At 66.1% G+C, this 20,251-nt stretch carries 16 protein-coding genes and 2 pseudogenes; 7 read left to right on the forward strand and 11 right to left on the reverse strand.

The window, feature by feature from the left end:
• Positions 1-64: 64 nt before the first annotated feature.
• Positions 65-1,828: an alpha/beta hydrolase domain-containing protein gene (locus AC5Y2L_RS02140; protein WP_499934594.1), complete on the forward strand. Its 1,764-nt coding sequence runs from the start codon at positions 65-67 to the stop codon at positions 1,826-1,828.
• A 7-nt stretch (positions 1,829-1,835) separates the two neighbouring features.
• Here AC5Y2L_RS02140 and AC5Y2L_RS02145 read toward each other — a convergent pair whose 3' ends face one another.
• The 3 genes from AC5Y2L_RS02145 to AC5Y2L_RS02155 all read right to left on the reverse strand — a co-directional run bounded on the left by AC5Y2L_RS02145 (position 1,836) and on the right by AC5Y2L_RS02155 (position 3,901).
• Positions 1,836-2,597, reverse strand: coding sequence for a sensor domain-containing protein (locus tag AC5Y2L_RS02145; protein WP_499934593.1), 762 nt, complete (start codon positions 2,595-2,597; stop codon positions 1,836-1,838).
• Between the two features lie 167 nt (positions 2,598-2,764).
• Positions 2,765-3,127, reverse strand: coding sequence for a hypothetical protein (locus AC5Y2L_RS02150; RefSeq protein ID WP_499934592.1), 363 nt, complete (start codon positions 3,125-3,127; stop codon positions 2,765-2,767).
• A 96-nt stretch (positions 3,128-3,223) separates the two neighbouring features.
• Positions 3,224-3,901 (reverse strand): class I SAM-dependent methyltransferase, encoded by a 678-nt coding sequence (locus AC5Y2L_RS02155; protein WP_499934591.1) that lies wholly within the window; start codon positions 3,899-3,901, stop codon positions 3,224-3,226.
• Positions 3,902-3,928: 27 nt separating this feature from the next.
• Here AC5Y2L_RS02155 and AC5Y2L_RS02160 point away from each other — a divergent pair, with 27 nt between their 5' ends.
• Both AC5Y2L_RS02160 and AC5Y2L_RS02165 read left to right on the forward strand, forming a co-directional pair.
• Positions 3,929-4,759 carry a helix-turn-helix transcriptional regulator gene (locus AC5Y2L_RS02160; RefSeq protein ID WP_499934590.1) on the forward strand — a complete coding sequence of 277 codons (831 nt, stop codon included), beginning with the start codon at positions 3,929-3,931 and terminating at the stop codon, positions 4,757-4,759.
• Between the two features lie 36 nt (positions 4,760-4,795).
• Positions 4,796-5,274: pseudogene (locus tag AC5Y2L_RS02165) on the forward strand (SRPBCC family protein).
• A 46-nt stretch (positions 5,275-5,320) separates the two neighbouring features.
• Here AC5Y2L_RS02165 and AC5Y2L_RS02170 read toward each other — a convergent pair.
• On the reverse strand, positions 5,321-6,811 hold the full coding sequence (locus AC5Y2L_RS02170) for a bifunctional phosphatase PAP2/diacylglycerol kinase family protein (RefSeq protein ID WP_499934588.1): 1,491 nt from the start codon (positions 6,809-6,811) through the stop codon (positions 5,321-5,323).
• Between the two features lie 142 nt (positions 6,812-6,953).
• On the opposite strand from AC5Y2L_RS02170, the gene AC5Y2L_RS02175 reads away from it, so the two are divergent.
• Positions 6,954-10,460, forward strand: a complete 3,507-nt coding sequence (locus tag AC5Y2L_RS02175) for a serine/threonine-protein kinase (protein ID WP_499934587.1) — start codon at positions 6,954-6,956, stop codon at positions 10,458-10,460.
• Positions 10,461-10,465: 5 nt separating this feature from the next.
• Here AC5Y2L_RS02175 and AC5Y2L_RS02180 read toward each other — a convergent pair whose 3' ends face one another.
• Positions 10,466-11,254 carry a DUF5995 family protein gene (locus tag AC5Y2L_RS02180; RefSeq protein WP_499934586.1) on the reverse strand — a complete coding sequence of 263 codons (789 nt, stop codon included), beginning with the start codon at positions 11,252-11,254 and terminating at the stop codon, positions 10,466-10,468.
• A gap of 63 nt (positions 11,255-11,317) precedes the next feature.
• Between AC5Y2L_RS02180 and AC5Y2L_RS02185 the strand changes: the two genes are divergently transcribed.
• On the forward strand, positions 11,318-13,057 hold the full coding sequence (locus AC5Y2L_RS02185) for a hydroxysqualene dehydroxylase (protein WP_499934584.1): 1,740 nt from the start codon (positions 11,318-11,320) through the stop codon (positions 13,055-13,057).
• Here the strand turns inward: AC5Y2L_RS02185 and AC5Y2L_RS02190 are convergent.
• On the reverse strand, positions 13,042-13,716 hold the full coding sequence (locus tag AC5Y2L_RS02190; protein WP_499934583.1) for a GAP family protein: 675 nt from the start codon (positions 13,714-13,716) through the stop codon (positions 13,042-13,044). The two genes, AC5Y2L_RS02185 and AC5Y2L_RS02190, sit on opposite strands and share 16 nt — an antisense overlap.
• A 156-nt stretch (positions 13,717-13,872) precedes the next feature.
• On the opposite strand from AC5Y2L_RS02190, the gene AC5Y2L_RS02195 reads away from it, so the two are divergent.
• Positions 13,873-15,297: an amidohydrolase family protein gene (locus AC5Y2L_RS02195; protein ID WP_499934582.1), complete on the forward strand. Its 1,425-nt coding sequence runs from the start codon at positions 13,873-13,875 to the stop codon at positions 15,295-15,297.
• 75 nt (positions 15,298-15,372) lie between these two features.
• Here the strand turns inward: AC5Y2L_RS02195 and AC5Y2L_RS02200 are convergent.
• Positions 15,373-15,612 (reverse strand): annotated as a pseudogene (locus tag AC5Y2L_RS02200) (hypothetical protein); the annotation flags it as partial.
• Between the two features lie 37 nt (positions 15,613-15,649).
• Between AC5Y2L_RS02200 and AC5Y2L_RS02205 the strand changes: the two are divergent.
• A complete protein-coding gene (locus AC5Y2L_RS02205; protein ID WP_499934580.1) occupies positions 15,650-17,197 on the forward strand; it encodes a glycosyltransferase family 39 protein in 1,548 nt (515 codons plus the stop codon).
• Positions 17,198-17,200: 3 nt separating this feature from the next.
• On the opposite strand, the gene AC5Y2L_RS02210 is transcribed toward AC5Y2L_RS02205, so the two are convergent.
• From AC5Y2L_RS02210 to AC5Y2L_RS02225, 4 genes are all read right to left on the reverse strand, one after another.
• On the reverse strand, positions 17,201-18,025 hold the full coding sequence (locus AC5Y2L_RS02210) for a glycoside hydrolase family 16 protein (protein WP_499934578.1): 825 nt from the start codon (positions 18,023-18,025) through the stop codon (positions 17,201-17,203).
• A 266-nt stretch (positions 18,026-18,291) separates the two neighbouring features.
• Positions 18,292-19,071 (reverse strand): SDR family oxidoreductase, encoded by a 780-nt coding sequence (locus tag AC5Y2L_RS02215; protein ID WP_499934577.1) that lies wholly within the window; start codon positions 19,069-19,071, stop codon positions 18,292-18,294.
• Positions 19,068-19,370, reverse strand: coding sequence for a hypothetical protein (locus AC5Y2L_RS02220; RefSeq protein WP_499934575.1), 303 nt, complete (start codon positions 19,368-19,370; stop codon positions 19,068-19,070). The genes AC5Y2L_RS02215 and AC5Y2L_RS02220 overlap by 4 nt, the downstream gene beginning before the upstream one ends.
• Positions 19,371-19,389: 19 nt before the next feature.
• Complete coding sequence (locus AC5Y2L_RS02225; RefSeq protein ID WP_499934574.1) at positions 19,390-20,235, reverse strand: TauD/TfdA dioxygenase family protein; 846 nt, start codon at positions 20,233-20,235, stop codon at positions 19,390-19,392.
• Positions 20,236-20,251: the final 16 nt, after the last annotated feature.

Here is a 20,251-nt window from a genome sequence, read left to right on the forward strand (position 1 = left end):
CGCGAGAACCTTGATGCGACAACGGCGGCGCTGCCGAGACCACCCAACCGCCAAGGAGCTGACAATGACCGTCGAGTCAGTTCACACCCACCGGGTTTACCCGCACACCGACACCCGCTACGAGTGGGTGGAGGCGACCGTCAACTTCGCCGTCGACCCCGAAAGTCCGGCGAACAAGCGGATTGTCGACCTCGAGCTCGCGCCTCGCGACGCGGACGGGCTGGTTCGCTATGACGCGGACCTGCGTCTGCTTCGCCCCGTCGATGGCGGGAACGGCAAGTTGCTCTTCGTTGTCCCCAACCGTGGCGTACCCACCTACGCGCCGTGGCTCAAGAACGGATTCCTGCTCGACCGGGGGTGGACGATCGCGTCGTGCGGGTGGCAATGGGATGTGCAGCGCGGCCCGGCGATCCTGGGTCTGACAGCTCCCCAGGCCGACGTGCCGGCCGGCTTCATGCGCCTGGAATGGCGCTCGGACACGGAAAGTGACGTGCATGGGCTGAGCTTTTCGGCGCCCGAACTCGACGCGGTGCCCGGCGCCCGGGAGCTGTTCACCTTCACCGACTACCCGACCGTCGACGTCGACGACCCGCAAGCCGTCCTGACGGTCCGCACGTCGCCGGACGCCGAACCCACGACCATCCCCCGGGACACCTGGCGGTTCACCGACGAGACGCACCTGACGGTCGACGGTGGATTCAAACCGTTCCATTGGTATGAGCTGGTGTATCGGACATCGCGGGCACCCGTCGCCGGCTGCGGATTGCTGGCCATCCGCGACGTCGTCTCGCATCTGCGAGCCGACGGCATCGACCACACCTTCGCCTACGGGGTCTCGCAGTCGGGTCGGCTGCTGCGCCATTTCGTCTCCGAAGGACTGAACATCGACGAATCCGGAATGCCGGTTTTCGACGGCGTGTTCAGCGACTTCGCCGGCGCCTTCACCGGAGAGTTCAACCACCGCTACGCACAGCCGTCGGTCGCGCAAACCAACGGCTTCGGCAACCTCACTCCCCTGGGGCATGCCGACCTGCTGGCGCGGCAGCGGCAGCTCGGCGCCGTGCCGAAGCTGATCTTCACCAACAGCGCGTCGGAGTACTGGCACGGTGACGGGGCGCTGCTGCACGTCGACCCGTTCACCGGCGAAGACCTGCCCGAGGATCCCGACGTCCGCACCTATTTGATCGCCGGGAGCGACCACTTCGGCAGCAGCCAGATCAAGGCGGCCATGCCGGCCGCGAACCCGGTGCATCGGCTGGACGTCGCGCCGGTGAACCGGGCGCTGCTGGTCGCCCTGGAGAACTGGGTTATTGACGGCGTCGAGCCGCCGCCCAGCCAGATCCCGCGGACCAGCGACGGCACGGCCGCCACCCGCAAGGACGTGCTGTCCGGTTTCTTCCACGCCGCCGCGCCCGACCCCGCCTCCCTGCGCTACCCGCGCCGCGTCGACCTCGGACCGGACGCCGACCGCGGCATCGGTCGCTGGCCGGTCCGGCTGGGCGAAACGTTCGTCGACGTGGTTTCGGCGGTAGACGCGGACGGCAACGAAGTGGCCGGCATCCGACTGCCCGCGGTCGCTGCGCCGCTGGCCACCTATACCGGCTGGAATCCCAGGCGGCACATCGACGCCCTGCCCGACGTGCTCTATGAGCGGATCGGCAGCAAGTTGCCCTTCCCGCCGGGACGGCCGTCGGTGACCGAACGGTATCCGACCCGCGACGATTACGCCGCTGCGGCTCGCGCGGTCGCGGAATCTCTTGTGGCGCAGCGGCTTTTGCTCACCGACGACGTCGACGGAGTGGTGGCGAAGGCGGTCGCCGACTACTGATGCTCGGCTACTGTTTGTCCACCTTGGCCGCGATCTGATTCGCGACGTTGACCGCCACGTCCCCAGGGTCTTTGCGGCACGACTCGATGTCGATGACGACGTTGTTGCGGACGGTCAGCGCCCGCTGACAACTCGCGGACGTGGCGGTGCCGTTCGACGTCACGGTCAGCCCCACGACGGTGCTCAACGTTCCGTTGGTGTTCAAGACCGGCCCCACCGACCAATGGATCTCCGGGTTGTTGGCATCGCCGGGAGCGGTGTCCTGGCGGTTGGCGCACGCCGGCCAGGCCTTCGCCGAACTGTCGAAAAACGCCTTCGCCTCTTTGGCCGACGGGAACAGCACCACGACCTGGTTCACCTGCGGGTTGTGTTCGTCGGATTCGGAGAGCGACACCACGTCACGTTCTCGATGGACTGCGGTGTTTCCGCTGCCGGCATAGACCGGTACCAAGCCGGCGCCGCTGGCGTAAAGGCATTCGGCGGGCAACTTGTATCCCGAAGAAAAGATCTCGGCCGTTTTGTCTTCTGTCAACGTGTCGGCGGTCTCGGTCACCTTCGCTCCGGTGGCACCCAACGCGGCGTCGATCTCGGCTGGAGTGAGCAGTAGGCCGGCCAGCGCGGACTGGGCGAGCGGAGGCTTCGTCGGGCTGGGAGTGGTCTTGGCGGGGCCAGACGACGGCGAAGCCGAGCCGCCCTTGTCGCCACCCCCGCAGCCCGCGACCAAGATCCCTATCGCGGCAACGGCGACCGCGGCTGTTAGCTGGCGCATGGTGGGTGCCCTTCCTGATGGGATGGAGCCTAGGGCAGAGCGCGCCTTCGCGTACGGCTTTTTTGATGCGATCTGGCAAGCGCCCAGACCGTCTGGGGCTGACGTTGCTCGAGATTTCGTCGCCCGGACACCGATTATGTTGGGCCGGTTGACGATCCGTGCGGCGGCTACTCGTCGGCGTCCGCCTCGTCGTCGTCCCGTCGAGCCGCTTGGCGATCGCTTTCGGCGGCTTCACGATGACGTGCGGCGGCACGCTGGTGCTCAGCCACATCGCCGATACCTTCCGCGGCGGCGTGCTCATGAAGGTCGGCGGCTTGTTCGTGCACCCAGCTTGCTTGGCGATGCCGCTCGGCGACGGCGCGATGTGCGTCCGCGGACCGCTGTCGCGATTCCGCAGCAGCCCGGCGGGCGCCCTCAACCGCATCCGCCGATGACGAACTTCCCGACCCCAGCTCGTCTCGCCGCTCAGCAAGTTCTCGGGCCCGCTGTGCCGCCCGGCGCCCGGACTGCTCCTCCGGCGTTTCCGACATGGAGCAATTGTCTCACTTTCGGCGTGGACGAGCTGCACGCTGGTGTTGCGTGCCAGGTGCCGCTCGAAAAACCTTGTTGCCGTGCGGTTTTCGCCTTCACGGGCGCGGTGACGGCCGCCTAGCGTGGTAGATCGACAGTGATCCGGAGACGGTGGGAATCACCGCCGCTTCGGTGACGTCCACAAAACCGGCGCGTGCGATCAATTCGGGCAGTATCCCATCCGCGTTGGGCTGGGTATCGGCCTTTCCGTCGGCCCACTGGACCAGCCGGAAACCCAGCCGCATGAAGGGGCTGCGTTGCCAACCGTAGTCGGCGATCACGAGCTCACCGCCAGGCCGTAACAGCTCGAACATGTTGGTGATGATCGCCTTTTTCATCGGCACCGGGCATTGGTGCAGCACCAGACTGGAGACGACCTTGCTCGCGGTGCGGGGCCCCAGCAGCTCTGCGGCCTTGTCGCCCATGCCCGGCACGAATTCGATGTCTTCGGGGTCCAAGCCGGCCTTGCGCACCTTCGCGCGCGCGATGCCGAGCACCTCCGGGTCAGGGTCCACCCCGATGACCCGTGCGCCCGGCTGAGACCGCCTCATCAGGATCGCCGAAGACGCTGTCCCGCAACCGATATCCACGACGACGTCGCCCGGTTGCAATCCCAGCTGCCCGACCGCCGCGGTGCGCCAACGTCGTTCGCGCGTCAGCAGCGCGACGACGGTGTCGTAGTACTTGGTCCATTTGGGGTTACCCGCGGCAGGTGTGAAGGACTGTGTTGACATGACTGACAGTCGTACCATCGATCAACGATGACTTTCTCTGCACGAACGGCCGCAATCTTGTCCTCAGCGGACAACACCGTGATCGTTGACATGCGCCAGGGAGGCCGGCCCACCGCAGGGGCGTTTGTCTACGAAGGAGAGCCGGTCACCACCGGCCGGCACGCCCATGACCTGCACCAGCTGGAGTACGTCGTGCAAGGTCTGCTCGAGGTGGAGACGGACGCCGGCGCCTACCTGCTGTCCGACCGGCAGGCGGCCTGGATTCCCGCCGGGGTCGAGCACATCAGCACGATCGACACGCGGGTCCGCTCGGTGTCGATATTCCTGCATCCGATGCTCTTGCAACCGGCCCGCCAGCAGGCCGGAATCCTGCCGGTGTCGCCCTTGATCCGGCACATGATCAGCTACGCCTGCCGCTGGCCCATCGACCGCCCGTCGTCAGATGCGATAGCCGATGCGTACTTCCAGTGCTTCGCCGAACTGTTGGCCGAACTACTCGAGTCGCAAAGTCCGTTCAGCCTGCCCACGACCAACCATCCGCAACTCGCGGCTGCACTGAGAACCACGCGTAATGCCTTGGCGGACATCACGATTGATGAGGCCGCCGCGGCCGCTGGCATGTCTGCGCGTTCGCTGCGACGGCTGTGCGAGCGCGAGCTGAAGATGACCTGGCGCACCTACACTCAGCAAGCGCGTCTGATGCAGGCCGCAGCGCTGCTCGCCGACCCTCAATTGAGCGTTCTTCAGGTGGCGACCCGAGTCGGATTCGACAGCGCCAGTTCGTTTACCCGGGCATTCCGCAGCGCCTGGGGCCAGCCTCCGTCGGCCTACCGTCGCCACGGTGGCGAGCTGTGGTAGCGATGAGTTTGTGAGCCGCCGCCGGTCAGTACTGGCATGACTGACGAAACCATGAAAGCGACCTGCGCCGTCGACGCGCCGGCGGAAATCGTGTTCGACGTGCTGGCGGACCCGACCACCCATCACGCGATCGACGGCACCGGCTGGGTGCGGGAGTCACGCGACGGCAAGCGGCTCACCGAGGTCGGCCAGATCTTCCGGATGGCGATGTACCACGAGAACTTTGGGGGGAAGCATTACGAGATGGCTAACCGGGTCGAGGTCTTCCAGCCGCCACATGCCATTGCCTGGCTTCCCGGCCAGGGCGCCGACGACGTCAGCCTCGAATTCGGCGGCTGGATCTGGCGCTACGACCTCGAGCCGGTCGACGACCACCGGACGCAGGTCACGCTGACGTATGACTGGTCGGCGGTGCCTGCGGCCTTCGCGAACACATCGGATTCCCGCCGTTCGACCGGCAGCACCTCGACAATTCGCTCAAGAACCTCGCCAGGCTGGCGCAAGATCGCGGGTAAGTACCGGCCATGGCGCGTCGAGCGCCACGAGACAACCAAATTGCCGCTAGGCGGGCGGCAGCGGCCGAAAGACCGGCAACGCCCGGTACTGCGCGGTGAAGGTGGCCTCGTCGTACCGCTCGCCGACTTCACCGTCGTGAGCGATGACAGTCGGCCCGTCGACGGCAGCGAAGCTGAACCGCGGCACCTGCATCTCGTGGTACAGCGGGCTGCGGGGCAGACGTCCGAAAATCAGGGCGGTCAGGATTCTGGTCTTGGCGAATCGGCGGCCGGTTTCCAGGATGCGGACATCGATCAAGCCGTCGTCCATGCGGGTGCGCCGAGACGGGGCAAACCCGGTCGGCAGATACACCGAGTTGCCCAAGAAGAATAGCGACGTCTGAATTGTCTTGTTGTCGTAGCGGATACGTACCGGTTGGTCGTGGCGCAGCGTTTGCACCATCGCGTAGACGCTCGCCAGCGGCTTGCCAATGCGCTTCTCCAGCTTCTCGCGTCGCTGCACGAACTTGGGATATGCGCCGATGCTCGCGTTGTTGACCACCATCCGGCTTTCGTTCAGACACACCAGGTCGACGTAGGCAACACTGCCGCGCCGGATCGCCGCCACGGTTTGGGCCACGGTGTCGCAACCGATGTCCTTCGCGAAGTGGTTGAACGTCCCGGCCGGAAACACCGCCAACGGCAGCCCGGCCTCGCTGGCCACTCCCGCGGCGGTCGACACCGTGCCGTCGCCGCCGGCAACCGCGAGCACCTCGGCATGCGCCGCGGCGCGACGCAACACCTGCTCCGGATCGTCATGCAAACCGATTTCCACGATCTCCGCCTTGGGCAACTCGACGCGCACCTGGTCGGCGACCCGGGCCCCGGTGCCGCTGCCCGATTCCGGGTTGACCACCAGAACAACTCCGGAGCCGTCGGGCCGCTCCGGTGTCTCGACGCGCAGCGGTTCGGCTTCCGGCGCGGTGGCCGGGGTGAGCGGTGGTACCAGCCGCCCGCCGAGGACGGCGATGCCGGCCCCGATGCCGAACCCGACGATCACATCGCCCGGATAGTGCGCGCCGGTGGCCACCCGCGACAGCCCGACCAACCCGGCCAGCAACGCCAGCCCGAACCCGACCGGCGGATTCTCCAGGCCCACCCCGACGGCGAACGCGGCGGCACTGGCCGAGTGCCCGGACGGTAGCGAGTTGGAGGTCGGGCGTCGCCGGACTCGCCTGATCAGCGGCACGGAATCGTCGGCCGGACGGGGCCGCTGACGGATTCGCTTGGCGACCTGATTGGTGAACAGGCTGGCGGCTCCCAGCGACGCCACCCCGCGTACCGCGCCGCGCCGAGCGGAAGGTCGCCTGGTGGCAACCAGCCCCGCCGCGATGGCGAGCCACAGCTTGGAGTGGTCGGCGGCCCGGGTCAGCGGCGGCATAACCGTGTCGAGTAACGGGGTGGGGCTGTCGGCGATCGCCGTAAACAGTTCTCGGTCAAGCGAGCCCAGCCCGCGAGTGATCTGTTCGATGCCGCGCGAACGCCAGGCCTTGGTCATCGCCTCAACCCTAACGGCACCCGCGCGATGCATCTCGGAGACGCAAGCCGTTCCGAGTGGCTGCGGGCGCTGGCGGCGCAGGTCTATCGTTCACCCAGGGTGGTAGTCGCCGGTCTAGCTGGAAGGACCTGGACAAGACGCTGTGAAAGGGACTCCGTTCGGGCAGTACCGGCTGATCGAAATGATCGCCCGCGGCGGCATGGGAGAAGTGTGGCGCGCGTACGACACCACCACCGATCGCGTGGTGGCGTTGAAACTGCTTCCCTCGCACTTTGCCGCGGACGCCTCGTTCAAGCGGCGCTTCCGCCGCGAGGCGCACGCGGCCGCCCGGCTCAGCGAGCCGCACGTGCTGCCGATCCACACCTACGGGGAGATCGAAGGCCGGCTGTTCGTCGACATGCGACTGATCAACGGCCGAGACTTGCATGCGCTTATTGCAGCAGGACCGCTGGACGCGACCCGCGCGGTAGTGATCGTCGAGCAGACGGCCAAGGCGTTGCAGGCCGTCCACAATGCCGGACTGGTGCACCGCGACGTCAAGCCGTCGAACATCTTGGTCACCGACGACGATTTCGCCTACCTCATCGATTTCGGGATCGCCCGCGTCACCGGCGAAGCAGGCGCGACCACCGGCGGCGGCCTGATCGGAACGGTGCAGTACATGGCGCCGGAGCGGTTCACCCACGGTCGGGTCGACGTCCGCTCGGACGTCTATTCGCTGGCGTGCGTGCTGCATGAGTGCTTGACCGGCAGCTGCCCGTTCCCCGGCGACAGCGTCGACCAGCAACTTGCCGGTCACCTCGCCACGCCGCCGCCGCGACCGTCGACCATGCGCTCGGTGCCCAGGGCCTTCGACGACGTCATCGCCAAAGGCATGGCCAAGGATCCCGACGAGCGATACGCCACCGTCACCGATCTGGCGCGGGCGGCCCGCGACGCGCTCGGCACGCCGGCTTCATCGCTTCCGCCACCTTCGGCCCACTCGGCCCATCGCTCGGCCGCGCCGGCAGAACGCACACAGAAAGACACCGCCGATACCGACGCGCCGGCAACCGAGCAGCGTCCGTCGGAAGCGATAGAGCTCAGCGCTGCCGGTGTGGTCAGCCGCGCGGTCGAATTGCACGCGGTGACACACTTTTTGGCCTCGGCAAGTGCCCGGGTGTCGGGATTGGTCATTGCCGGCGAGGCGGGCATCGGCAAGACGACGTTGTGGCAGGCGGCGCTGGACGAGGCAGTCGAGCGCGGGTTCCGGGTGCTTTCGGCGCGAGTGGGGGCAACCGAGTCGGTGCTGGCCTACGCGTCGCTGGCCGACCTGATCGCCGACGTCGAAGCAGAAGTATTCGCTCGCTTGCCGTCGTTGCAGCGCCTGGCGCTGGACCGAGTGACGTTGCGCGCCAACGGCGATGGACCGGCCACCGATCAACGCGTGGTAGCCGCGGCATTCCTGTCGGTGCTGGAAAGAATCGCGATCGATGCGCCGGTACTGGTGGCCGTCGACGACGCGCAATGGCTCGACACCTCGAGCAAGGAGGCGCTGGCATTCGCGGCCCGTAGATTGCGGGGTCCGGTCGGCGTGCTGGTAGCCGAGCGGGTCGCGTCGGACACCGACGCCGTCGCACCCTGGCTCGACCTGGGCCGGACCGACTCCATCGACCGAATTCAGGTGCGGCCCATGGGTTTAGACGGTCTGCGCACGCTGATCAAAAACAAGCTCGGCCGAAGCCTGCCGCGCCGCAATCTGCTGCGTATCGCGGAGATCTCCGGCGGAAATCCCTTCTATGCGATCGAACTGGCCCGCACCATAGGCGACGAGTCGCCCAGCGGCGAACTGGCGTTGCCCGGCACGCTGACCGAGCTGGTGAGTCGCCGCATCGGTCGCCTCGAAGGCGACGTGCTGGATGTGCTGCTCGCCGTCGCGTGCGTCGCCGATCCGACGGTGGAGCTGCTCGCACAGGTCACCGGATCCAGTGTCGGGCGGACCGTCGAGCTGCTCGAGGAAGCCGAAAACAACGGCATCGTGGCGTTCGACGGCAATCGGGTCCGGTTTTCGCATCCGCTGCTGGCTCGCGGCGTGTACACCGCGGCCACGCCGGCCCGGAGGCGGCGAATGCACCGTGCGGTCGCCGGCGTCGTGGTGCTGCCCGAACTGAAGGCCAGACATCTCGCGCTGTCCACGGTGAGCGCCGACCCGGAGATCCTGAAAACGCTCGACGAAGCGGCCGTCGCTGCCCGTGCCCGCGGAGCGCCGGCAGCCGCGGCCGAATTACTCGATCTGGCAATAGGACTCGGCGGCGACAAGCCTTCGCGACGGATACACTCGGCGGGCCTTCATTTCGAGGCCGGCAACACCCAGCAGGCCCGCGCCATGCTCGAGTCCGTGATCGAGCAGATGCACGCCGGCCCGCTGCGGGCGTTGGCAAGCAACCTTCTTGCCGGAATTCGTATCTACGACAACAGGTTTGCCGATGCTGCACGTCTGCTCAAGCGTGCACTCGATGACGCCAAGGACAATCCGGCAATGCTGGCACGCACCGACCTGATGCTGGCGATGGCTGAAGTCAACACCGGCGAGTTCGACGAAGCACTCGATCACGCGCGCGAGGCGGTGACCATTGCCGAGCAACTCGGAGTACCGGCGCTGACGAGCCAGGCGCTGGCCTATTGGGCGTTCGTGAGTTTCTCGCACGGAACCGGGCTGGACGAGGCCGCTTTGCGGCGGGCGCTGGAATTGGAAGACCGCGACGTCGATGCACCGATTTATTTCCGCGCCAGCCTCGTCAACGCCATGATCCTGGCCTGGACCGGAAACCTGGCCGAGGGGCGCGCCCAGGTGCAGGCCCTGCGGCAGCACTGCCTGGAGCGCGGCGCCGAACGTGACATGATGGCCATGGCCGGATTTCTTGCGCTGATCGACATGTGGCGTGGTGAGTTCACCGCAGCCATCCAAAATGTCACGGATGCAGTGGAATACGCCGAACAACTCGGTGGGGGCGATATCCTCATCATCCCGTTGACAATTCGGGCGTTGGTAAACGCCTACGTCGGACAGGTCGGCGAGGCACGCGCCGATGCGCATGCCGTGATCGAGGGCGCGCAGCGCTGCGAGTCCGCACGGATGGCCGAATGGCCCACTCAGACAATGGGTTTCCTGGAAGTGTCACTTGAGGACTACCAGGCAGCGTTGACGATGCTGGAACCCCTGCTGGCCGATTTCAACCCGACGCACGGCGTGGAGCTCATGCTGACCTGGCACTTCCCCGACGCGATCGAGGCGATGGTCGGACTTGGCCGCCTCGACGATGCGGTGCCGCTGATCGAGGTGTTGGAACAAAATGGCGCGCGGCTCAACCGGGCGTGGCTGCTGGCGGCCGGCGCCCGGGGCCGCGGCATGTGGTTGGCGGCCCGGGGCGACCTCGATGCCGCCGAGCGGATGACCCAGCAGGCCATGAGCGCTCACGAGGCACTGCCAATGCCGTTCGAACGGGCCCGAACTCAACTACTGCTCGGGGAATTGCAACGTCGGCGCGGCGACCGCGAAACCGCGTCGGCGACGTTGGCGCAAGCCTTGCGCGAATTCGACAGGATGGGAACGCGGCTATGGGCCGACCGCGCCCGGGCAGAATTGGCACGGGCCAAGCACGCGACCTGACCGGCTCACCACAGTTTCTTGGGCACCGTGGCGGGTTTGCTGGTCAGCACGTCGATGATGTCGGCCACGTCGGTTGATTCCCGGTTGCGGATGTCGTCGACTATCCACACCGACGGCACCGGATGGATGTACCACTTGCCCAGCCCGGCACACATTTTGTCGCGCAGCGCAATCAGGTTCTTTCGTTGCGTCGCCGGCAGGGTGGCCAGCGCGCAGGAAAACCGCCAGGCATCTTCCCGGAACGCACCCAGACCCGCCTTGATGAAGTCGTCGTTCGCCCACTTTCGATAGGTCTTGGTTTCCGGTGAGACGGTGCAGATCGCATTGAGAACACCGGGTATCTGGCTGCTCAAGACCGTGTTCACCGCGGTGAAGTCGTGGTGCAACGACTCCACCGGAGCCTTCGGATACTTGCGCCGAATCTCGTCGGTCACGACGCCCAGGTCGAGGTCGATGTGCGCATTCATCGCGGTCATCAGCTGCTGCAGGATGATCAGCGGGTGTTTGCCGTCGTGATCCTCGAAACCGACCTGCCACGCCTCGGGCGGGGCTTTCTTCCCGTCACGGTGGGCATAGAAGGCGTCGAAGTAGTGACGGGCGAACGTGACGTCGAAGTCGACCATCCGCTTGCCGTCGTCGAATCTGTCGTCCTGGATCGCTTGCTTGATGGCCAGGGTCACGCGCAGATACAGCGCGGCGAAATACCCGAGTGGGCTCTCAGATTCCTTGCACCATTTGATGATCGACCGAATTTCGTCGAGGACGTCGTCGACTGGGGTAAGGTTCGGCGGCATGTCGCCTAGTATCGCAGCGGCGTGTGCGGTGGCGCCGCGACGCGCCCGAGCCTACTTCCGGCCGTGACGACCGTTGCGGTGCTCGGCGGCGGGGTCGGCGGACTCAGCGCCGCACATGAACTCGCAGAGCGCGGGTTCAAGGTAAAGGTCTACGAGCATCGCGATGTTTTCGGCGGCAAGGCCCGTTCGCTGCCGGTGCCCGGCTCGGGGAAAGGCGGCCGAGCGGATCTGCCGGCCGAGCACGGGTTTCGTTTCTTCCCGGGGTTTTACCAGCACCTCTACCACACGCTGCGCCGCATCCCCGATGGGCACGGGACGGTTCACGACAACCTCGACACGCCGAAGCTGATGATGATCGCCCAAGCCGAGGGGCGCAACGAAATCATCGGCCCGATGATGCCGCCCGCATCGCTGGACGACCTCAAGCTGACGGCCAACTTCATCTGGACCATCGGCACCCAAATCGGCATTCCGGCACACGAAATGGCCGAGTTCATCGAGCAGATGCTGACGTTTCTCACCTCCTGTCAAGAGCGCCGCATCGGGCAGTGGGAACGCATGTCCTGGATGGACTTCGTCGACGCCAAACACCGCTCGCCGGCCTTCAAGAAATTCATCGCCACCGGGATGACCCGCACGCTCGTCGCGGCACGGGCCGAAGAGATGTCCGCCCGCACCGGCGCGTCGATTCTGTGGCAGCTGATGTTCTGCACCAGCATCCCCGGCAGGCATGCCGACGGTGTGCTGACCGGACCGACGAGCCAGATGTGGATCGACCCGTGGGTCAGCTATCTGCGGAGCCGCGGCGTCGAGCTGCACGAGCGCTGCGCGGTCGAGCAAATCCATTGCGACGGACGCCGTATCACCGGGGTCAGCGTGCGCAAGGGCGGGCACCCGGGGCGGATCACAGCCGACTACTACGTCTCGGCGATGCCCCTGGAGCGGCTGCGGTTGCTGCTGACCAAGGAGTTGCTCGAGGCCGAACCGCGGCTGCGGCCGATCAAGGACAAAAAGCTGCAGATCCGCTGGATGAACGGCATGATGCTCTACCTCCACGAGGACGTGCCGCTGGTCAACGGCCACATCCTGTTCATCGACTCCGCGTGGGCGCTGACCGCTATTTCGCAGAAGCAGTTTTGGCACGACATCGATTTCAGTCGTCTCGGCAACGGACGGGTGGGCGGAATCCTGTCCGTCGACATCTCGGACTGGTGCACACCGGGCACGCACAACGGCAAACCCGCCCGGGAGTGCTCGAGGCCCGAGATCCACGCCGAGGTGTGGGCGCAGATCCGCGACCATCTCGACAAAGGCGTGCTGAAGAAGAAGAACGTCGTCACGTGGTTTCTGGATCCGGATATCCAGATGCCCAACCCGGGCAAGGCGACCAACGCCGAGCCGCTGCTGGTCAACACGGCGGGCTCATGGGCCAACCGGCCGGACGCGGTCACCAAGATTCCAAACTTTTTCCTCGCCTCCGACTTCGTCCGGACGAACACCGACTTGGCGACGATGGAAGGCGCCAACGAGGCAGCCCGCCGGGCGGTGAACGGGATCCTCAAGGCCGCGAACTCAGACGCAAAACCCTGCCGCGTCTGGCCGCTGTGGGAGCCGCCGGTGCTGGCCCCGTTCCGCATGTTGGACGCGGTGCGCTGGCGACTGGGCCTCGACGTCAAGTTGCCCGTCAAGGCGACCCCGTCGGGCCGGCTGCAGCCGACCGACCTGGCCTCTCGCGCCTTGCTCACCGCCGCACACCATGGCCGCCCCGCGCTGGCCTTGCTGGACCGTTACTGCAGAGCGTGAATCCCGTGGTAGAGCACCATCAGTCCGATCAGGACGCAGACGGCCGCCATCAGCCCGGCGTGGTTTCGCTCCATCCAGTTCTTGAGACGGGTCAGCTGCTCGTCGAGGCGGTCACCGGCGGCTAGGTAGGCCAGGATCGGGATAGCGACCGATGAGGCGGCGACGGCGACGAAAAACGCGGCGGCCACCCAGTGGCCGGCAACGCTCAGGCCGCTGCTGCCGATCGCCAAACCAGCGCCCACGCATATCAGCGACACGTCGGGCCGCACCACCGTCAGCACCGCACCCGTCACGCCCGCACGCGCCGGGGTGATGTCGGCGAACGAGCGCATCCAGCGCGGCGGATCGCCATGGCGATGCCGGGTCAACCACTGATAGATGCCGTACACGATCAGCGCCGACCCCAACACCACCCGCAGCCAGGACGCCCAGGCCGGCGGTGACTTGTGCAGACCGCCGAGCGCACGGGAGGCCAGCACGGACAGCGCCGTCAACACCATCAGGCCCAGCAGCCAGCCGCCGAGAAAGGCGAGACTGCTCGGCCGCGGTCGTGACCCCTGTAAGACCAGTACCGCCGGGATGATCGTGATCGGTGATAGCGAGACGACCAGTCCGAGCGAGATGAGCCCGGCCGCCACAGATCCCCAGCTTCCTGCCACGGGCAGCAATCATCGCATTGCCACCGGCGCCGTGGGGGCAGAATGCGCCGCGTGTCGATGGTGGGACCTGACGGCGGCGGCTCGCGTGGCGAGATCCGGCCTGGCGTGTGATGATCCGCCGGGGTGAGCCGAACGCCGCGCGCAACGGGAGGTCCAGTGCCAAGCCGCATTCATCTCGGACACATCTTTCATCTCGCCGTCGCCCCGCTGATCACCGAGGCCGCCAACGCCCTGATATCCATTCCCGAAGGCGCGCTGGTGGTCGAGGACGACGGCAGGATCGCATTCTGCGGGGAACCCGCCGACATCCCATTCAAGTACCGCGCCGCGGCGGTGTCCGATCACCGGCCCGGCTTTCTGCTCCCCGGGTTCGTCGACACCCACGTGCACTTCCCCCAGACGTTCGCCGGAGACTCGTACGGCGGCGGACAACTGCTCGAGTGGCTGACCGAGTGCATCTATCCCGCGGAAGCCCGCTTCGCCGACCCTGGCTTCGCTGCGCAGGCGGCCGCCGAGTTCTGCGACCGCCGCATCGCGTCGGGGACCACCGCGGCCATGGTCTTCGGGTCGCCGTTTCCGCACGCCCAGGATGCGTTGTTCACCGAAACCCGGCGCCGCGGCCTGCGAATCGTCAGCGGGCGCGGCATTCAGACCGTCGGGCCCAAGACTGCAGCGCCGCTGATGACGTCGGAAGACGACGCGATCCGGCTGACCCGCGAAGAGATCGCCAAGTGGCACGCGGCCGACACCGGCGACCCGCGCACCGCGCTGCTACACGTGGCGATCGCGCCGCGCTTCTCTCTCGCGGTGACCCCGCAGACGCTGAAAAGCCTTGGCGAGCTTTATGACTCGGTTCGCGACCGCGGCGTCTACTTCCACACTCATCTCAACGAGAACAACCGCCCGGGCACCGGCGATGTGGACGAAACCAAACAGACCTACCAGGTCGACACCTGCCTGGACACCTACGACGGCAAATTCCTGCCCGGATCGAAAGTGGGCGGCCTCAGCCTGCTTGGGCGGCGCAGCATCATGGCACACGCGGTGCACTGCCAGGACGTGGAACTGCAGCGGATGGCGCAGACGGGCACCTCCATTGCGCACTGCCCCATTTCCCAGCAGTTCCTCGGCTCAGGGACCATGCCGTGGCTGCGCACGATGGCATCCGGCGTAAACATCTCCGCGGGAACGGATTTCGGTGGCGGCGATGAATGGCCGATACCGCAGGTGCTTGCCGCAGCCTTCAAGGTGCACATCTCCGAACCGGGTGAAGACGCGGTTTCCCTGCACCCGGCCGAGATGCTGTTCCTCGGCACACTCGGCGGCGCGCGCGCCCTGGACATGGAGGACCGTTTCGGCAACTTCGACGTCGGCAAGGAGGCCGACTTCGTCGTCATCGACCCGACCCGCACACCGGCGCTCAAGGCCGTGATCACCCAGGGCGTACGGTCCAGCGACCCGGTGCGGGCCCGCGACCAGACGCTGTTCGGGTTGCTGATGCGGACCCGGGAGACGTCCATCGCCGAGACATACGTCCAAGGGCGCCGGCTGCAGCCTCCGCCGGGCAAAGTCCAAGGCTGAGGCCGCGCTTCAGCGTTTCCGGCGCAACGTCCACGCCGGGACCCAGTGCGTGACGGTCTTCCGCTTGGACCCCTAGGCGATCGGGTAGGTCACCAGCCCCCACCAGTCGCCTTGCTCGCAGATGCCCCAGCAGCTCAGCCGCCCCTCGACGACCTTGTGCAGCTGCAGTCCGTTGGGCTGGTACCGGCCCGAGCGATGCGGCTCGCGCGGGAACAGGACGGTCAGGTCCACCAGCACCGGGACCGGTGGCCGCACCACCCGAAACGGGTTGCGCAGCGGCTGCCCGTTGTATCCGATAGTCCCGAGCGGAGCCATTCATCGATCATACGTTCGAACGCGCTCGCTGTGCAGAATGGTCGACGTGCAATCGGCGCCGGGTACGAGGTGGCGGTCGCAATGCTCTCCTCGGCGTCTGCTGGACCCGCTGATCGTCGGCGTGCTTGCCGCGGCGGTGAGCTTGGGCGGAGCCGGTCGTCCGTCGTTCTGGTACGACGAAGCCGCCACCATCTCCGCCGCATACAGTCGTTCGCTGGGTCAGCTGTGGCGGATGGTCGGCAACGTCGACGCCGTGCACGGGCTGTACTACCTGCTCATGCACGGCTGGTTCCAAATCTTCCCGCCGACCGAATTCTGGTCGCGCGCGCCGAGCGGTCTGGCCGCTGGGGCCGCCGCGGCCGGGGCGGTGGTACTGGGCAAGCAGTTTGCTTCGCGCACTGTGGCTTTGAGCGCGGGAGCGCTATGCGGAATTTTGCCGCGGACCACCTGGGCGGGTATCGAGGCGCGTCCCTACGCCATGTCGATGGCGGCGGCGGTGTGGCTGACCGTCTTGCTGGTGGTCGCCGCGCGCCGCGAAAGCCGTTGGCTGTGGCTGATTTACGGGATCGCCCTGGTGCTGTCGATTCTGCTTGACATGTATCTGGTACTGGTGTTGCCCGCCCACGTGATTTTCATCTGCGTCTTCCGACGCCACCGAAAGGTGCTCAGGCAGTTCGGCGTCGCCTCATTTCTGGCCGTTTGCGCCGTGTCGCCGTTCGTCATCGAGGTGGTCGGGCAGGTTCAGCAGATCAAGTGGATAGCGCCGATCGGGCGCCGAACGGTCGAAGACGTGGTGGTTCAGCAGTACTTCGAGAGAAGCCCGCCCTTCGCGGTTTTGTCAGCACTGGTGATAGCGGCGGCTATTGTCTTGTGGCGCCGCACATCCGGCAGGCTCGGCGAGCCAGAGCGACAACTCCTGACTTTGGCGGTGAGTTGGCTGGTGATACCGACCCTGTCTATCGTGGCTTGGTCGGCGCTGGTCCACCCGATCTATACACCGCGCTACCTGAGCTTCACCGCGCCGGCAATGGCACTGGTCCTCGGCGTCTGCGTCGGCGCCGTGGCGGTCAAACCGTGGGCCGCCACAGCGCTCGTTGCCCTGTTTGCCGTCGCTGCTGCACCGAATTATATTCGGGCGCAACGTAACCCGTATGCCAAATATGGGATGGACTACAGCCAGGTGGCCGATCTGACCACCGCCAAGGCCGCACCGGGTGATTGCCTGCTGGTGAACGACACCGTGACGTTCATGCCTGCCCCCATGCGACCACTGATGGCGGCGCGCCCGGATGCCTACCGGAAACTGATCGACCTCACCCTGTGGCAACGGGCAACCGATCGCAACGACGTCTTCGACACCAACCTGATACCGGAGGTCGTCGCGCAGCCGCTGGGCCATTGTCGGGTCGTATGGATCATCACCCAGGCCGACGAGTCGATGCCCGCTCACCAGCAGGGGCAGGCGATTCCGCCGGGCCCACGCTACGGGGCCACACCGGCCTTCACGGTGCCGCGCGATCTGGGCTTCCGCCTCGTCGAGCGTTGGCAGTTCAACCTGGTTCAGGTGATCAAGGCCGAGCGTTGATGCTCACCAGATGCGGATGTAGTCCACGAGCATGGACGCCGGGTAGGTACCCGCGGCCGGATCGCCGGCGCCGACCCCACCGACGGCAAGGGTGAACATGGGGGTCATCCAGTAGCCGGGATTGTTGAACGGCCACCGCTTGTCCTCAGGAGGGCCGCCATAGACGTGGATGGGCTTCGGCGGGACGCTGAAGTACGGTGCTCCGTCGCGGGAGAATTGGAATCCGTCCTCAGCCCACCGCATTCGCCAAGTGTGCCAACCGCCATCCACCAAACCTGGAATCGATTTCCCCTCCCAGGTCTTGCCGTTGGATGCCGCGTGGACGGTGCTACCCGGGGGCCAGGAGCCGTTGCCGTACCACTCGAAGATATCGACCTCGCCGTCTGGCAGAGGATCCTCGTTGACGCCCCAGAAGGCGGCCCACAGCCCCGGGTACAGGCAGTCCAGCTTTATCCGCGCTTCCCAGGTTTGGTTGATCATGCTGCGAAAGTTGCCGCGCAGTTTGCCGCTGTAGTACTGGCCATTCTCATTGGTGGCGCGCAGCACGAGGTTGGAGTTGCCGTCCAGGAACACATTTCGGCGATCGTCCCGATATATCCCGTCGACCGGCGGGAACACGTCGTCCTGCCAGGTCTGCACGGTCCACTTCCCCGGATCGGGGCCTGCACCAGCCGGGCCGTCGAACTCGTCGGCGAATATGTAGGGTCCACCGGCGCCGGCAGGCGCTTGGGGCGACGCCGGCTGCGCCAGCGCTTCGGGCAAAGGCATCGCCGCTGCAGCCGCCAGCATGCCGAGCCCCGTCGTCAACAACATGCTGCGACGATCCATCTCACAAACCACCAATCGTTAGACCGGGACCTCCGACTCGGAACTCCGCAAACGGTGTTATGAAACCATGCGCAGGCCCGGTGCGCATCAAAAGACACGAACCCAGTCGACCACCATTTCGAGCCGCAATCGCCAGCATCATGCGTCGACGACCGATGTCAGGCACAAGCAAGGGACGATATCAGCCCGTGACGTACCGCGTTACGGCAGGCGAGGCGGACGGGCACCCGCTGCCATGAGCTCCTCAGCACCCGGCGGCGGGTCAGTCACGAGTCGGCGGCCGATGTTCCGCCGTCGATAGGAAGGACGGTGCCCGTGATGCTCGTGCACGCCGCGTAGTACAGCGCGGCCTCGGCGACATCGTCAGGGGTTCCGTCCCTGGGCAGCGGCCGGTCTTCGCGCATTTTCGCACGTGTCTTCGCCACGAACTTCTCGACGGCCTCCGCGCTCAGTCCGCGGACCGAGGACGCGAGGATGGGAGTGGGAATTCCGCCCGGCGCAAGGCAGTTCACGCTGACGCCAAGGGGCGCAAGTTCGGTGGCCACGCTCTTCGAAAAGTGTATGACCGCTGCCTTGGAGGCACGATATGTCGCGACTCCGGGACCGGGTTGCAGCCCACCGATCGACGACACGTTGATGATGCTGCCGCCATCGTGGGCAGCCATGTATCGCGCGGCTTCCCGGGTGCCGAGCATCACCCCTAACAGGTTGACCGACATCACCTTTGAGAAGTCGCCCAGATCGTACTCCAGGAAACTGCGGTACATCGTGCTGGAGATTCCCGCGTTGTTGACCATCACGTCGAGTCCACCGAAGCGTTCGACCGTCGCCTGCACCAGAGCGTTGACGTCCTGGGCGGACGAGACGTCGGTGTGCTGAAACCACGCACTGGCGCCGAATCCCGCAGCCAACTCTCGACCCTCGTCGTCGACATCGGCGATCACCACCTCGGCGCCGGCGTCGAGAAACCTGCGCGCGATTCCGTATCCGAGACCGGACGCAGCGCCGGTGACAATGGCAACCTTGCCGGCTAGTGATCGGGTCATCGAATCGCGCTCAGGTAACGCATCACCGGCGGTGGTTGGGTCTCTACGGCCACTGGCCTGGACATCTGCCCGCTGCGCAACGCCGCGTTCAGGTTGGCGCGAGCGGCGTCGACGTCCGTGTCGATTTCGTAGAGGGTGATGAATGATTCGCCGTTTTCGGCGCGCCAGCGGCGGGCAGAGACGAATCCCTGGACGCTCAGCATCTCAGGTATGTGAACCTGCTCGTGCCATTGGTGATACTCCTCGACCAATGCCGGTGCGGCGGGCCTGCTTTCGACAAATAACAAGGACTTAGCCATCTTCGTCTTTCTTGGTCAGCTACTGAATTGGTTCGTCGCCCAGGACGGTGGTCCGCAACATCTCGCGTTGCGAGTCCGGGTCGTAGCGGGCCGCTCGATGCAAGACCCCCCGGTTGTCCCAGATGACCGTGTCGCCGACCGACCAGGCGTGGCTGTAGACCCGGTCACGCGTGGTCGCTCGCTCGAGCAATTCGGATAGTAGGGCGCGGCCCTCTTCGACGTCCATGCCGACGACGTAGTCGGCCGAGGCGCCCAGCACCAGCGACTTTCGGCCGCTGCGGTGGGTCCACACCAACGGATGCTCATGGGTGGGCCGGGCTCGCCAGCGCGCCAGCTGCTCTGGAGTGGGATCGGCCGTGACACGTCGCTGTGAGGCCTCCAGCGAATGCACGACCCGCAGTGAGCCGAACCGCTCCTTCTCTGCCGGGGTCAGCGCCTCGTACGCGGCGTAGGAATTGGCGAATTCGGTTTCTCCGCCCCGGTCGGCGACCTGCACTGCCGACAGGATGGTGGCCTTTTGCGGATACTCCTCGCCCAGCGGCGTGCATCCGTCGATGTGCCAGTCGAACGTGGCCTTCAAGTACGCTGCCGACGAATTCTTCGACGGGTCCAGGGTGATCGGGTAGATTCCGGCGACCGGATGATGCCCGTCGGAGGAGTGATCGACCTCGCCGAGGCGGCGGCAGAAGGCGACCTGCGCCTCGGGCTCGAGCTGCAGGTTGCGAAATACCAAGACTCCGTTGGCTTCCAGCGCATCAAGGATAGTGGCGCCGATCGATTCGTCGTCGCCGGCGGCGGCCAAGTTGAGGCCGGAGACTTCGGCGCCGACCGACTCGGTGAGCTTGGTGATGGTGAGCAGACTCATAACCCGACCTCTCAGG

It is taken from the genome of Mycobacterium sp. NGS66, assembly GCF_059812225.1.

Coding starts and splice junctions, on each gene's coding strand:
- AC5Y2L_RS02140 (WP_499934594.1), top strand. CDS start 65: ATGACCGTCGAGTCAGTTCACACCCACCGGGTTTACCCGCACACCGAC.
- AC5Y2L_RS02145 (WP_499934593.1), bottom strand. CDS start 2,597: ATGCGCCAGCTAACAGCCGCGGTCGCCGTTGCCGCGATAGGGATCTTG.
- AC5Y2L_RS02150 (WP_499934592.1), bottom strand. CDS start 3,127: ATGTCGGAAACGCCGGAGGAGCAGTCCGGGCGCCGGGCGGCACAGCGG.
- AC5Y2L_RS02155 (WP_499934591.1), bottom strand. CDS start 3,901: ATGTCAACACAGTCCTTCACACCTGCCGCGGGTAACCCCAAATGGACC.
- AC5Y2L_RS02160 (WP_499934590.1), top strand. CDS start 3,929: ATGACTTTCTCTGCACGAACGGCCGCAATCTTGTCCTCAGCGGACAAC.
- AC5Y2L_RS02170 (WP_499934588.1), bottom strand. CDS start 6,811: ATGACCAAGGCCTGGCGTTCGCGCGGCATCGAACAGATCACTCGCGGG.
- AC5Y2L_RS02180 (WP_499934586.1), bottom strand. CDS start 11,254: ATGCCGCCGAACCTTACCCCAGTCGACGACGTCCTCGACGAAATTCGG.
- AC5Y2L_RS02205 (WP_499934580.1), top strand. CDS start 15,650: ATGGTCGACGTGCAATCGGCGCCGGGTACGAGGTGGCGGTCGCAATGC.
- AC5Y2L_RS02210 (WP_499934578.1), bottom strand. CDS start 18,025: ATGGATCGTCGCAGCATGTTGTTGACGACGGGGCTCGGCATGCTGGCG.
- AC5Y2L_RS02215 (WP_499934577.1), bottom strand. CDS start 19,071: ATGACCCGATCACTAGCCGGCAAGGTTGCCATTGTCACCGGCGCTGCG.
- AC5Y2L_RS02220 (WP_499934575.1), bottom strand. CDS start 19,370: ATGGCTAAGTCCTTGTTATTTGTCGAAAGCAGGCCCGCCGCACCGGCA.
- AC5Y2L_RS02225 (WP_499934574.1), bottom strand. CDS start 20,235: ATGAGTCTGCTCACCATCACCAAGCTCACCGAGTCGGTCGGCGCCGAA.